8 protein-coding genes are annotated in these 14737 nt (G+C 60.6%); 3 read left to right on the top strand and 5 right to left on the bottom strand.

Annotated features, from left to right (window positions below):
• Positions 1-5651 precede the first annotated feature (5651 nt).
• The 5 genes from trxA to ACSVIE_RS05340 form a co-directional block, all read right to left on the bottom strand.
• Positions 5652-5978: a thioredoxin gene (gene trxA, locus ACSVIE_RS05360; RefSeq protein ID WP_426004988.1), complete on the bottom strand. Its 327-nt coding sequence runs from the start codon at positions 5976-5978 to the stop codon at positions 5652-5654.
• A 33-nt stretch (positions 5979-6011) separates the two neighbouring features.
• Complete coding sequence (trxB, locus tag ACSVIE_RS05355; RefSeq protein WP_442423239.1) at positions 6012-6968, bottom strand: thioredoxin-disulfide reductase; 957 nt, start codon at positions 6966-6968, stop codon at positions 6012-6014.
• A 239-nt stretch (positions 6969-7207) separates the two neighbouring features.
• Positions 7208-8920, bottom strand: a complete 1713-nt coding sequence (locus ACSVIE_RS05350; protein WP_426004985.1) for an ABC transporter substrate-binding protein — start codon at positions 8918-8920, stop codon at positions 7208-7210.
• Positions 8921-9059: 139 nt separating this feature from the next.
• Positions 9060-11063 (bottom strand): murein biosynthesis integral membrane protein MurJ, encoded by a 2004-nt coding sequence (gene murJ / locus ACSVIE_RS05345; protein ID WP_442423238.1) that lies wholly within the window; start codon positions 11061-11063, stop codon positions 9060-9062.
• Positions 11064-11089: 26 nt separating this feature from the next.
• Positions 11090-11593 (bottom strand): NUDIX hydrolase, encoded by a 504-nt coding sequence (locus tag ACSVIE_RS05340; protein ID WP_090822121.1) that lies wholly within the window; start codon positions 11591-11593, stop codon positions 11090-11092.
• Positions 11594-11789: 196 nt separating this feature from the next.
• Between ACSVIE_RS05340 and ACSVIE_RS05335 the strand changes: the two genes are divergently transcribed.
• From ACSVIE_RS05335 to ACSVIE_RS05325, 3 genes are all read left to right on the top strand, one after another.
• Complete coding sequence (locus ACSVIE_RS05335; protein ID WP_426004983.1) at positions 11790-13253, top strand: CCA tRNA nucleotidyltransferase; 1464 nt, start codon at positions 11790-11792, stop codon at positions 13251-13253.
• Positions 13254-13835, top strand: a complete 582-nt coding sequence (locus ACSVIE_RS05330) for a histidine phosphatase family protein (RefSeq protein ID WP_426004982.1) — start codon at positions 13254-13256, stop codon at positions 13833-13835. It abuts the gene before it with no gap.
• 611 nt (positions 13836-14446) lie between these two features.
• Positions 14447-14596, top strand: coding sequence for a hypothetical protein (locus tag ACSVIE_RS05325; protein WP_426004981.1), 150 nt, complete (start codon positions 14447-14449; stop codon positions 14594-14596).
• Positions 14597-14737: the final 141 nt, after the last annotated feature.

Here is a 14737-nt window from a genome sequence, read left to right as displayed (position 1 = left end):
CCGCCATGTCGTTCAACCGCGGGTAGCTTGTGATCCGTGATCTTGGACCGCACCGGCCTCCTTTTTGAAGGCTGCGATCGACGATATTCCTGCTCATCTGGCCAAAATTGCTTGGATCACACCGCCCTCTAGCTCGTCCGGGAGTTGTTGTAGCCAGGCTGAACGCCTTTGATCCTCAGCCGAGTTGGTTCATGCCGTCCCTCCCCTTACATCTGTTGGTTGCCCGCCAAGGAGTAGGCGCATCCCGGCAATCGATGTCTTCGCGTACGCAGACTACGACTGTTTCCGGCATTGTCGATGTGGGCGCCATTGTTCCGCTGTTACGGCACTGCCATTCCTTCTTGTCCTGGCACTTGCTAGACCTTCATCCGTGCGTTGATCAATCGAACTTTGGGAGTTCAGGACTCCACGCACGGATCAATCCGGGTGCGTGCGCTGCCACGCAGCCCCTTCCCTGCATTGCGGCGTTGTTCTTAGCGCCATCTATCCGGGCGCGATGACGGGGCCGAACGAGCCTCCGTGCCGACCGCCTCCCCGTTACGAGACACCTTTGGAGATTTCCGCCCTACGCTCCCTCACCGTGCCTGGATACTTTGGTGTTTGTCACCTCTATTTTGGACGAGCCAGCGCTCGAATGTTTCACGTGAAACGGGAACGCTTAGCAAAGGGTTCGCACCTCCCCCGAAGCTGCATCGTGGGCCGTCATTCACGCAACTTGTAAGCGGTCTCGTGCTTTGAGCGTGTGCGGTGGCTGCGACAACCGAAAAAAGAAGGTTGTTTCACGTGAAACGTCCGCTCGGTCCTACCAGAGTGCGGGTTTCGCCTACGGCGCTCCACATGGTGAACGTTGCCCCGCCGTTCGCTGCCCACTCACTATCTGTCTGGTTTCACGTGAAACACGACTGAGACAACGAGGGCACCTTGGCCTCAGTGCTGGGACACTGATGCCCCCTTCTCTCGCCTACGAATTTTACGTTTTATGCGAGAAGCTTCTGCCCCGTTGCTGTAGCAGGCTATGCCGGCCCGTACGATGACCCTCCGGGATAGTCGAGTCACTGGATTAACCGGATGGTCGGATCCATCGTCCTGCAGGGATGACGTCATGTTCGTGGCGGAAGGACCCACGGCTGTGGGCGCCGACTCTTCTTGGAGGGTAGTATCCGGGCTATGCGAAGGGGTGATATGCGGGCTCTGCCTCGCTCCGCTCAGCCGGCCTGCTTTGGATGCCAGTGGTAGGGACCCTTCACCAGCCGCTACTTTCCTATCACCTGCGCTGCGTGCCTAATGAAGGCACAAAAGTCGTGGACAGCGGACCCCAGCGATGCGAGGCCTCCCCTGTGCTCGCTGCGGGCCCTAAGGCGGCGGTATTCAGCAGCTTGGACTGGAACGGCGCAGGGAATACCAGCTAATGGTTTATCCATCTCAGAGACAGTGGTGTGCCTGGAGCCACACGCCCTGCTCCCCTTCTGCGATCAACTCGACATCACTCCCGCAGTGATGATTGCGTGCGCCTTTTCAGGCTTCTTCCAGTTGTCCAGCGATCCGCAGCAGCCGTCGTTGATGCTCACATCGCCACCGGCCATTGTCGGCCCTCAATACATCTGGTTCCAGGAAGAGGCAGGACAGAGGAGAGGACCAATGCGTCTGGATCAAAGCGCTGCAGTACGACCCCTGGTGGGGTGATTACCGCAGGCCGTGATCGCGCCTCAGTAGTGGGCTTGTGGTGCTCCCTTGGCGCAAACGATCAAGACAACGGAATCAGAGAATGTAGCAGCAGTTCCTCAGTCTTCCAGGAAATCCGCTAAGGGGACTCACTGTTGACACACCCCGTTGTCAGCAGTGTGAAGTACATCATTGATCGGATGTTGTACCACGATCGAGGCCGGTCGGACTCAAGCTGGACTTCCGCCGCAATCAGGTGCTGGGCCAGGTTATGTTCCTTCTCTTCCATGATGTGCATGAGCTGTAAGTAAATCAGCGAGCCGATGCCAGGTGTGAACTGTCATGAGGGCAGCTGGTGGTTCGACTGGAATAGCGGAGCGAACGGATCCCCACGGCGAAGCGTGCTTGTGGAGTGGGCCACAGCACGGTGGATATCGCTGTGGATAACTTTGGGGACAACTTCGCGGTCTACGACCGTCTCAATGCACGGCAAGCAGATGTGTACGGCTCCCAACGGCGATGGGGGGCGCGGTTTGTACGTCACCGTCGCTGATGTTTCACGTGAAACAGTGCGAAGCTCGGTGGAGGAGTACCTCAGTGACCAAAAAACGCGTCTGGACGGTCCTTTCTGTGGCTTTTAGTCCACATTTCAGTCGATTCTCGCCTCACCCGAGCCGAGTGGGAAGGGCTCGCGTTTAGATTTTGTGTAGCCCCCCTGCTTTCATGTGTTAGGCAGGTGAAGGGGACAGACCAACATCCATGAGATTTGCAGACGTTCCGCCTGTGGGCGACGGTGGATAAGCCTGTGGATAACATTGTGCATAAATAGCGACGAAAGTCCCAGGAGCGGTAGCCTCACCCCGGTCCAAGAGACCTCCCTTAGCAGATGGCCGGACGCCCATTTTGGTTAGACGCCGATGCACAAGAGCGGATTCAAACCTGCGTGGCCGCCGGTCACGAAACTCGTCAACGGCACAGTAGAGCGCGTGTGTTCATCTAGACCAGAACCAAGAGAACGGACAGCGCGGTGTATAGGGCATCCCTTCAGGAGGAGCCCGGAAGATCGGATGTTTGTATATGGGGTGAACTACCTGCGCGGGAGTAGTCTTAGCGATGCTCCCAACTCAAGTGCCTGCCCTTAGCCCGTGAATGATGGTGGTGCATGGGTGTGCCCATGGTGTCAGTCCCGCAGCGTGCCAGGGTCGATATGAAGCTGACCGCCTTGGAGGGATTCCGTTCCCCGGCTGACGGTGGTTGGTTTGGGGCCCGGCCGCTGGACCTGCCAAAGCGCCTCCCCCGCGGAGCCCGTAATCACTTCTTGGCATTCCCACGGGCTTATCCTCAGCGTGTCGTGGTGTCGTGGTGTCGTGGTGGCGTGGTGTCGTAGTTCGTGATGCTTGTGCTGTCCCGCAGGTTGAGATGACCACCCACCGTCGATCAGGGCTCTGTGGTGGCCAATACTTATGGAGTCTGTAGTACGGATATGATGCTCCGACGATGTGGACGCCGATACGGAGCTGGTCGTGTGCCATTATCGAATGAGTCTGTCTTTACTCGGGGTCCAGATCGAGGACCGATTGGTCGCTGGATCCGGATCGGCGCCCTGACATGCTCTGTGAGAGGAGCGCGGACCGGCGGTGGGTTTGTGATGCCGCATCCTTGCCATAGGCGCTTGAACTTATTGGTCCTGCCTCCGAGTAGGCGGCTAAAGTGTCGAACCCGGTTGTAGAGAATCCGGCCACCCCTCAGCTGTTTCACGTGAAACATAGGGGTACAGCCCACGGCATGTGGGGCAGCGGTACACAGGCTCTGTTCCGATCTTCCGCGTCGTGGAGGAGCCCAAACCACAGGATTGTGTCCAACTGGACCACCGGCTACGAGCGGCTGCCCAATGCCAGTGGCACCTCGGTGCTGCGTAAACGATCCGTCATTCCGGCAATGAACGAGCTGACGGACGCCCTACGGTTCATCGGGATGGAGGAACTCATGACGCACCGGCCAGGACGTGGGCTACCTGGTGTTTGCTCGTGGGTCATGCCCATAGGGAACCTCCAAGGTGCTTTTAGTGGGCCACCTGCGGCGGTGTTTCACGTGAAACACAGATCACGAGCCGCCTTATCGTTTGGGAGGCTCAGACGTACCAGAGCGGAGAATGTGCGAATTGGGCACTGTGATCCCCCGCAGAACCACAAGGGGTCGACGGGCGGAAGCAGTTGGAGTCACCACAAGGTGTATCGCGCGCTCACCCGCGTAGAAGATACAGCTAACAGGCTCTCTCAGCAGGGCTAGGCAGTCCCGTCAGCCCTCCGGACGCTGCAACCCACTCTTTGCAGTTAGCGTTCATCTCGCAGACATCAAGGCTTGTGACGCACTTAAGTCAGCAGCCAGGCGCGGTTACCTCTCGGTCGAGCAGTGACGTGTCCACCTGCATCCCGAATCAGTACCATCGACCGATCGAGACGGCCTGCAGATACGGAACTTCTGGGGAATCAAAGGAGCGCCTAAGTCCCTATGTGGCTGTATTGGGGCCTATCGGAGGGCGCGGGCACTATCAGGGCGGCCTCGGAATTATCGGAGCGCCCGCGTCGATCAGCTTGCCCGCGGCCCTATTGGAGCGCCCGCATCGATCAGCATGCCGGCGGTGCTTAGAGTGCACTGGTTTGCTCGGCCGGACCATTGAGCGGTCGCTTAGGACTTATCGAATGGGTAGCGGTCTCTCATGACAACACACCCCCGAGGGCCGATCTGCCGGCGGCTGTCGGTTGATGTAGCGGATCTCTGGGCTGCCTGCCACTTTTGACCTGACAGTTTTATGAGTGGCTTCGAACTGACGGAAAGAAGCACCTGTCGAAGCATGTACCTCGAGAAACATGGGTAGGAAACTCAAACGGGGTGAGTAACCGCCGCTTTCGAGTGCTCTGTAGGTTTAAGTCGCCCCTTCCATCTGAACTGAGGGCTGAGTAGTCAATGAAGAACGCCCTCAGCTGAGCGACCCGCGGGACGAACTACCTAGTGGCGGTGAAGGAGGGATCCTGGAAGTCCGAAAACACAGTCCAACATCGAGGCCATCATCAAGGCGACAAAGACTCGTGGCCGGCGACCCGCAATCTGGCTCCAACCAGGCGAAGGCCCAAAACGAGGTCAAAGGCTGGAGACGTTTGCGTGGGTCAGTGGCTGCCAAAGCGATGTCAGAGGCTTCGAAGCTGAGAATGCCACGCCATGGGCTCATTAGTACGCTCATCTGATGGGCGGGCTTTGCCCGTAAGCGCCGTGGACCCATGTTTCACGTGAAACAGTGGTCTTTGTCGGCGTCCCCCAGCAGTTAGGTGCCCACAGTAGAAAGTAATGGACGTGAAGGCCCAGGCCTTCCTCTTAGGTAGGCGTAGTGGAGGCGGTTGGGGCGAGGGGCACGCAGAACCGGTATCCATCAGCCAAAGCAGGGGCCAGCCGTAATGATCAAGCACCATGTAAAGCAACCCCGCGTGGGCGCCGAGTCCACACCGCCGATCGGCGTATACGCGATCGGCGCAGAAACGCCGGAAGGGCTGAACAACACATTGGTCGCTTGCAAGGGTCGTTGCTGTTTCACGTGAAACATCATTCGCAGCAGCCATCAGCAGCCATCAGCCGTCAGCAACCCAACGCCCAGCCTGGCCAGGTTCTTCTGTACCCAGCTTCTTCTGTACCTTGCCGAAGAGAGCATCACTTCCGCCGCTGCCGGTCAATCGCGAAGCATTTCTCTACTGCAGTAGACTTCACCATACCCGGAGTCCCACACACGAATTCTGCACCGCGTGGACCGGGCCAGTTCCACCGGACTGGGGAGACAGTCCCCAGTGAGTTGACCCTCGATCTAAGAATGAAGCACGAGCGTCTGGAGGAAATACACGAGTAACACAACCGGGAGGGGATGCAGAGACAAAAAAGACGACCCCTGTTCCCGAGTGGGAAGCAGAGGCCGTCGGATGTGGGCCCGAAAGACCCCGGAATCAGGACAGGACGTCCGCGAATTCCTTCTCGAAGAACTGCTTGGGCTTGGCGCCGATGACGGTGCTTTTCACTTCTCCCCCGCTGAAGAGGTATACGGCGGGGATGGAGGTGATTCCATACTCAGCGGCAATGGCCGGGTTGTCGTCCACGTTGAGCTTCACAACATCGACCTTGTCGCTGTACTCGACAGAGATCTCATCGAGGATGGGTCCGAGCTTACGGCAGGGGCCACACCATTCTGCCCAGAAGTCTACGATGACGGGCTTCTCGGAACCCAGGACATCTGTGCTGAAGCTTGCGTCGGTTACGTCTTTGGCGTTGCTCATAACTTTCCCTTCTTGGAGTTTGCTTGAAGCAGCTTAGGAATGCAGGTCTGCAAGGTAGTGCTCGACGTCCAGTGCGGCCACGCAACCCGAACCGGAAGCCGTGATGGCCTGGCGGTAGGTTGGGTCGATGACATCACCGGCAGCAAATACACCCTTGATGCTGGTCTTGGAACTGCGGCCCTCGACGGCGATGGTGCCTTCGGGCGTGAGTTCCACCTTGCCCTTGACCAGGTCGGTACGCGGATCGTTGCCGATGGCCACGAACACACCCGTCACAGCGAGTTCGGATTCCGTGCCATCCACGACGTTCCTGAGCTTAAGGCCCGTGACCTTGTCCCCGCCCAGGACATCGTCCACTGCGGTGTTCCACACGAAGTTGATCTTTTCGTGAGCCTGGGCGCGGTCGCCCATGATCTTGGAAGCCTTGAGGGTGTCGCGGCGGTGGACCACAGTCACGGACTTGGCAAACTTGGTGAGGAAGAGCGCTTCCTCCATGGCGGAGTCACCGCCACCGATGACCGCGATGTCCTGGTCCTTGAAGAAGAAACCGTCACAGGTTGCACACCAGCTGACGCCGTGGCCGGAAAGGCGCTTTTCGTTCTCCAAGCCAAGCTCGCGGTAGGCCGAACCGGTGGACAGGATAATGGCCTTCGCCTGGAAGGTCTCCCCCGTTCCAATGGTCACGGTCTTGATGTCGCCGTCGAGGTCCAGTTCGGTGACGTCCTCAAAGAGGATCTCTGTACCAAAGCGGGCTGCCTGCTTCTCGAAGTTCTCCATGAGATCCGGGCCCATGATGCCTTCCGGGAAACCCGGGTAGTTTTCAACGTCGGTGGTGTTCATCAATTCGCCGCCGGCGGTGACTGAACCGGCGATGAGCAGAGGCTTCATGTTGGCGCGGGCGGTGTAGACGGCCGCGGTGTAGCCGGCCGGACCGGAACCTACGATGATGACGTCACGCACCTGCGATGCGCTGGTTTCTGCAATGCTCACGTGGCGTGAACCTCTTCCTTTAATCGATGCTGCCGCTTTCGGGGCAGCCACCTGACTCAACCCTTGGAAAGCTCCAAATATTCCGTTGGTTTTTGAGGGACGCTGAAGACCCTAAAACCCACCGTCATTCAGGGTACCGGTAGAGTGGCGGCCGAATCGAAGCGGCCAGACAAACCAGGTAGCAGTAGAGGCCGTTCTGATGGTTCAAAACGGCCTCTACTGCTACTTAGTTGGGTGAGTTACTGGACGGTAACCTCGGCCAGGCGGAGACCGAATCCGAAGCGTGTCTTAGGGGCTGCCAGCTTGGGCAGGGTCTTGATGACAACAATGACGTACTGGGCCTGGGTGGGCGCTGCCAGCGGCATGGTCAGCTCGGGCGACGTGAAACTGTTGGTCCCCACCAACTTGGCACCGTCCATGGCGGGGCGATCGTTGGTGTAAACGCTGATGCTGCCGCCGGATCCACCCAACTGGTTGAGGACCACGGACTTGATTTCGGCCGGCTCCTTGAGCTTCACGACCAAGGGCATCTCGTCCGTCAGTCCCCCGCCCCAGTCAGCGGACGCGAATTCCATGTCCGACCAGTAGCTTGCAGCATTGCCGTCGAATGCCTTCACCAGGTCCTTGTCGAATGCAGCGGCGAAATCGAAGTTACCCAGTCGGGTAATGTCCTCGATGGCCGGAGGTGCTGCCGGAGCCGCTGTCTCCGACGGCGTGGGCTCGGTTGTCCCGCTGCCTGTGCCGTTGGATTGCGGCGCCGTGGTGTTCTGGGTCGCCGCAGGAGAGCCGCTGGGGAGCAGGCTTCCGAGGTTAGTCACTGCCAGAACAAGGCCCACGATCAGGACGGCGGCAAGAAGACCGCCCACCAGCCAGCGCATGGACCGCGGCTCACGTTCCGGTGTGTCATCTTCATAGTCGTCGTCGGTCTGGTAGTCCTCAACAGCGGCCGACGCCGGGAAGCTGCTTGCCGCGCGGTCGTATCCGGCGTTGGAGGTACTGGCCGCGGCACCACCGGCAGCAGCGCCACCGGCGAAGCCATAGTCTTCCTCGGACCACAATGAAACCTTCGGCTCCGCAGGTTCCCGTTCCGGCTTGGACTGCGGAGAGGGTTGGCGGGCAGCAGGCTGTGCATTGACTGCCTGGGTAGGCGGCTGCACGGGAGCAGCGGGCGGTTGCGCAGGGGCCGCGGGAGGCTTCGCGGGAGCGGAAGCAGCAGGCGAAGCACCCGCTGCTTGTGCGTTGACGGCCTGTGTTGGCGGTTGGGCAGTGTCAGCAGGAGCAGGAGCAGCCTGGGCTTCCTGGTTCTTGGACCCCGTCCCCTTCTTCAGGGCAGCAGCAGCGGCAACGCCTGCGGCTCCAGCACCCGCAGCTGCAGCGGCGAGTTTACCTGCCAGGCCCCCGCCGCTCTTGGATGATGACGGGTTGGACGCGGGCATGGGTGGGACGTGGCCGGCAGCTGCAGCCGGCTCGTCGGCGTCGTGCTCACGCTGGACGGGGTATCCATCCTGGTCGTACTGGATGTACTCGGCCTCGTGCTCGTCGTCCTCGTAGAGGCCGTCGTAGGTTTCGGGTTCGTAGGTCCTCGATTGGCCGAAAATTTCACTGCCCAGGGTTTCCGTGAAAAACGGTTCGACATAGGGCGGGTTGGTGGCGACCACCAGGTCCAGGAGGTCCGGGGCCGTGCTGTGGTTGGTGATCAGGTAGGTGGTGTTGTCGCTGACGCCGAGGTCCAGGATCTGCACGTTTCCGGGGCGCTCCCCGGTGGCTACCTCGCGGGCGCTTTGAGCTACTTGTTCGGCATTTCCGGGACCGGCTACGAGGATGCTCACGGGACGGTTGAGAACCTGGTCGACGCCGTCGAGCACCAGATCTTGGTCATGCGAGGTCAGTACCGTGGCTGTGACCTTGTAGCGGCCGCCAAGTACTGATCCGACGTCGATCGGGTGGGACACGTGTTCCTCCTAGGCTGTCCGGGAGCTGCGGGTCCTGCATGCTGGCCACCCGCTGAGCCGGGTAAAACCACTTTTGCAACTACCTGTATTGGTTTCTAGCCTAACGGATTGAGGCCCTTCGCCCACGTTGGCGGCGCCGTTACTCCTTGTCGTCCCCGGGGACAGGGAAGTATGGATTCCGTCCGGGGTCGCCTTGGTAGGTGCGGCGCCCAGGCAACGGAACCTGCGGACGGAAGCGGCTGCCTTTGGCCGTGCTGGGCACATCTTCCTCGGGAAGGTAGCTCTCGGCGCCCTCCGCAGGCGCTTCGGGCTCCGGCTGCAAGGCCGGCCCGGCCCTGAAGGAGGCTGCGTCGAATTCGCCCGAGATGCGCGGAATCAGGCCAGTGTCATCCGAGACCGTGGCGCGCGCCGGCGTCGTGGGTGTTGCTGCGGTGGCAGGACCGGCGCTGACGGGGACGCCGCGGCCCAGGCGGCCCAGCAGCGGCCGCAGGAGGTCGCGGAGTTCACTGACGCGGAAGACCTTCAGCAGGAACAGGTAGGCAACCAGCATGACAGGCCCGACGACGACCACGGTCACCAGGGCGGCTGGCCGGCTGCTCCAAGCGAAGCCGTCGGCCCGGTAGCTGCCCAGCAGCCAGAGCGCGAGGGCACCGGCAAGCGCGGAACCGAGGCCTGCGTAACCCATGCGGATGTAGGAATTGGCAATGCGGGGACCATCCAGGTGGCCGAGGAGTCGACGGAGGAACACCACGCTGATCACCACTGACAGGATGTTGCCCAAGGTGTAGAGGATGGCGATCGCGTAGATGATCTGGCCGACGGGGAGGAACTGGATGAAGAATGCGCCCACCACGTAGATCAGGGCCAGCAGGAGCTGGACATACAGCGGCGTGCGGGCGTCTTCGTTGGCATAGAACACGCGCGACATCATGAAGTTCGCGCTCAGGAACGGAGTGCTCAGCGCAAGGATGGTGAGCGTTTGGGCCAGCATGACGCCGTCCTGGGGTTTGCCACCGGAGAAGAACATACCCAGCGGGCCGGCCAGGGCGAACAACGCCAAGGCACCGAACACGGTGGCCACGGCCATGGTGCGCAGGCCGTGGGAGAGGGCATCGCGCAGCTCGGCCTTGTTGCCGTCCTGGGACGCGCGCGTCATGCGGTTAAAGAGGACGGTGGCCAGCGACAGCGCGATGATCGAGTGCGGCAGCAGGTACAGCTGGCTCGCTACTTCCAGGACGGCGTTGCCGGGCAGTACAGCCGCGGCTGCATCGTCTCCGGCGTTGTCCAGGCGCAGGCGCTCGGCACCGGGAATCGTGGCAATTTTCATGACGTAAAGGAACGCCAACTGCCCGACGGCGGCAGTCAGTAACGTCCAGATGCTCAGCTTGGCTGCCTGGCCCAGTCCAACCCCGCGCCATCCGAAGCGGGGCCTCAGCCCCAGCTTCAGGCGAAGAACAGGGATGAGCAAAATGGCTGTTTGCGCCACAACACCGATGGTGGAGAAACCGGCCACAAGGAATGTCTGGGTTGGCCCCCAGTTGTCCAAGGTGTGCGGGTTGGTGACGTTGTCTCCCAGGATCCAGATGAACATCCCCAAACCGGCGATAGCCACCAGGTTATTAAGGATGGGTGCCCACATGGCCGGCCCGAAGGCTCCGTGGGCGTTGAGTACCTGGGTCAGCAGGGCGTACAGGCCGTAGAAGAAAATCTGGGGCAGGCACCAGAAAGCGAACGTGACAGCCAGCGCCTTCTGTTGCTCCGAGTAACCCTGCGTGGTGAGGTCGATGACCAGTGGAGCCGCCAACGTCACAAGTGCAGTGAGCCCGAGGAGAACCAGCACCGCCAGTGTCAGGAGACGGCTGATGTAATCGGCTCCCCTGTCCGGTGCGTTGCTTGCCTTGATGATTTGCGGCACCAGGACGGCGTTGAAAACACCACCGGCAACCAGCAGGAAGATCAGGTTGGGCAGGTTGTTCGCGTTAATAAACGTGTCATTGACCGTTGAACCCAGGCCGAGGGCGGCCCCGAGCATCCAGGTCTTAGCGAAGCCAAGGAACCGGGAAACCAACGTTCCGGCGGCCATGATGGCGCTGGAACGTGCTTCTCCGGATTGAACGGACTGGGTTGCTTTGGCGTCAGACATCGCCTTTATCGTCCCATGAGCCCGCGTCAGAGGTGTTCCGGCAGCACTTCCCGTGCCAGGTCGGCGATGCGGCGTTCATTGGGGAAGGACAATTTGCGGGCAAGTTCCTGGATGGGAACCCAGGCGGCGTCCACGGCTTCCTGGTCGGGATCGTTCTCGATGGTGAGCTCCCCGCCGGTAGCTTGCAGCAGGAAATGATGGACAGTTTTGTGCACGCGGTGGCCGCTGACCGTAAACCAGTAATCGATACTTCCCAGGGGTGCCAGGATGCTGCCTTCGATGCCGGTTTCCTCGGCGATTTCCCGGACAGCTGCTTCCTCATTGTTCTCCCGGCCTTCCGGGTGGCCCTTGGGCAGGCACCACTCCAGCCGGCCACCCCTGTTAAGGCGGGCGATGATCGCAACCCGCAACTCGCCGTCGGACGTGTCCACTACGACGCCGCCCGCGGAGACTTCCTCAACAGTGGGAAGCGAGGCCTGGACCGGGTGCTGCGGGGCGGGCGCGACGTGGGCGCCGATTGCCGACGGCAACGGTGCGTTTGTCCTCCTGCCAGGAGCGCTCGGTATCGGATTGGCCATGAAGTCCACTCTAACGACTCTTGCCCGTGAGTGATGACCGGGACATGGCCACAAGATGGACTGCAGGAGCCGGCTGTTCGGGGACGCCGGGTTTTTGCAGCGATCCGTGACCCAACGCAGGGTAAAAATCTGCCAAGCTTAAGGGACTATGGCGCACGTATTGGACAGTTCTTCAGTTAACTTCACCATCGACCCGGTGGTGCTCGATCTCGGGCAGCGCTTTGTCGACGCCGGATTTGAGCTGTCGCTGGTGGGTGGACCCGTGCGCGACCTTTTCCTGGGCAGGACATCCCCGGACCTGGATTTCACGACTGATGCAACGCCGGACCAGACGATCTCCGTCATCAAGAAGTGGGCGGATAACTTCTGGGAGATCGGGCGTGCGTTCGGGACGATCGGGATGCGCAAGGACGGCTTCCAGATCGAAATCACCACCTACCGTGCCGAGGCCTATGACCCCGACTCCCGCAAACCAGTGGTGGCTTTCGGCAACTCGCTGACCGATGACCTGCTGCGCCGCGACTTCACCATCAACGCCATGGCCCTGAAACTGCCTGGCCTGGAACTCGTGGATCCCTTCGGCGGGGTCCGCGACCTCCATGCCTCGGAACTGGCCACCCCCGGCGCGCCTGAAGCATCCTTTTCCGACGATCCGCTGCGCATGATGCGGGCAGCCCGGTTCGCGTCGCAGCTGGGTGTGTCGGTACATGACGACGTCCGCCTTGCCATGAGCCAGATGGCCGACCGCATCAAGATCATCTCCGCCGAGCGTGTCCGGGATGAACTCATCAAGCTTATTAACGGAGCGCACCCCCGGGTGGGTATCGACCTGCTGGTGGACACGGGCCTTGCCGAGTTCGTCCTCCCGGAAGTCTCTGCCCTGCGGCTGGAGTCGGACGAACACCACCGCCACAAGGACGTCTACCAGCATTCGCTCCAGGTCCTGGAACAGGCTGCAGACCTTGAAACCGGTCCGGACGGCCCGGTGCCCGGGCCTGACTTTGTGCTGCGGTTCGCGGCGTTGATGCACGACGTCGGCAAGCCGGCTACGCGCAAATTCGAACCGGGCGGCGCGGTCAGCTTCAGGCACCACGACGTCGTGGGTGCGAAGCTCACCGCCAAGCGCATGAAAGCACTGAGGTTCGACAACGACACCATCAAGGCCGTTGCCCGTTTGGTTGAACTGCACATGCGCTTCTACGGCTACGGCGATGCCGGTTGGACTGACTCGGCCGTCCGCCGTTACGTTACGGACGCAGGTCCGCTGCTCGAGCGCCTGCACCGGCTCACCCGTTCGGACGTCACAACACGCAACCAGCGCAAGGCCGACAGGTTGTCGTTCGCCTACGATGACCTTGAGCAGCGCATCGCTGCCTTGCTGGAACAGGAATCGCTGGCAGCCATCCGGCCGGACCTGGACGGTGCCCGGATCATGGCGCTCCTCGGAATCAAGCCCGGCCCTGTGGTGGGCCGTGCCTACAAGTTCCTCCTGGAGGAGCGCATGGAACACGGACCGCTGTCCCCCGAGGAAGCCGAATCAAAGCTCCTGGCCTGGTGGGACGCCCAACCCGAGTCCGCCGTCGAGCTTTCAACCGAAACAGAGGAGCCCTAATTGACCGCCGCGACTTCACCGCGTCCGCAGCTCTGGATCCTTCGCCACGGCGAGACTGAATGGTCCAAGAGTGGCCAGTACACCGGCCTGACCGACCTTCCGCTGACTGTGGAAGGCGAACAGCAGGCCGTGGAAGCCCGCAAGGTCCTCGAAGGCATCGACTTCGACCTGGTCCTCACTTCCCCGCTTCGCCGTGCCCGCCGCACCGCGGAACTGGCCGGCTACCCGGACGCCGTCCATGAGCCGTTGGCCGTGGAGTGGAACTATGGCGATTACGAGGGCATCAGTTCCGACCTCATCCGTAAGGACAACCCCGACTACCTCATCTGGACCGATGGCGTTCCCAACGGGGAAACCCTGGACGAAGTCGCAGCCCGGGCCGACAAGATCATTGGCCGGGTCCTGGAATCCGGAATGGACAACGTCCTGGTGGTGGCCCACGGCCATTTCTCCCGCATTCTCACGGCCCGCTGGCTGGAAATGGACGCCCGTGAAGGCCGGCATTTCATTCTTGGAACCGCCAAGGTCTGCACCCTGGGGTGGGACAAGCGAACCCCTGCCATTGTCCGCTGGGGCCTGTAAACCCTCATCCCGCCCACCAACTAATCCTAAAATTTCAAGAAACTTTTGAAAAAAGTGCGAATTAGCTGGTCATGACAGTAATTCATGCTGTAGCTTATATCTTGTTCCCAGAGCGACCCGCCGGGAACCAGGCGTGCATAGGGCAGTCAGTCAGCTGTCCATGCCACAAGCAGAAAAGGAGGTTGGGAAAAATGATTACTTTGACTAGCGGATGGAATGTGACCGTCAACGCCACCCCGGCCTCTGCTGCTTTGCGACGCCCTTTTACAAAGCACATCTCCAATCACTGATCACTCCTGAATTGCCGGACCGGGCTTGTTGCCGGCGGTTTTTCACTGTCACCTCCGGGTGGCGCTGAGTAGTCAGCTGTAGAGGCAGACCCTGGCAGAACGCCGTGGGTGTGCAGTTTCCCCAAAGATCGGAACCAGCTTCTTGTTGGGGGCCGCTGCAGGAAATCCAAATCTCCTGCGGGACCATTCGAGGTTTTTCCGTTCAGGTCTGCTTTATCCCTTATTTATCCTTGGGTAATTGTGCCCTTTTGCCATGGTTTTTCACTGCATAAATCAGGCTTTATTTGTTGTGCCCAAATGCCCCGTAGTTTATGGAAGGAGGTGATCGCTTTGCGCAAACGCCCGGAAGAACAGCGCTTCTACAAGAGCAGCGACGCTCCCAAAGACCGCACACTGTTCAACGGCCAGCTGCTTGACCAGCGCCGTGAAGACGTCTTCGTTGTCCTGCACCAGATGGGACTCATCCGCTGATGCATCCGTGCCGTGAATGAAGGAGTGTCCGGTGCCGCATATCCAGGCTGAACCCCAGGGAGCCCACGCTGCCATGCGTGGGCTCCCCCTTTTGAAGTCTGTTCCGGGTTGGTACCGCCGGAGCTACCTGACGGTAAGCTC

The sequence above is a fragment of the Paenarthrobacter sp. NCHU4564 genome, from assembly GCF_052156435.1.
Taxonomy (GTDB): Bacteria; Actinomycetota; Actinomycetes; order Actinomycetales; family Micrococcaceae; genus Arthrobacter.
This window is presented reverse-complemented; position numbering and strand designations above follow the sequence as displayed.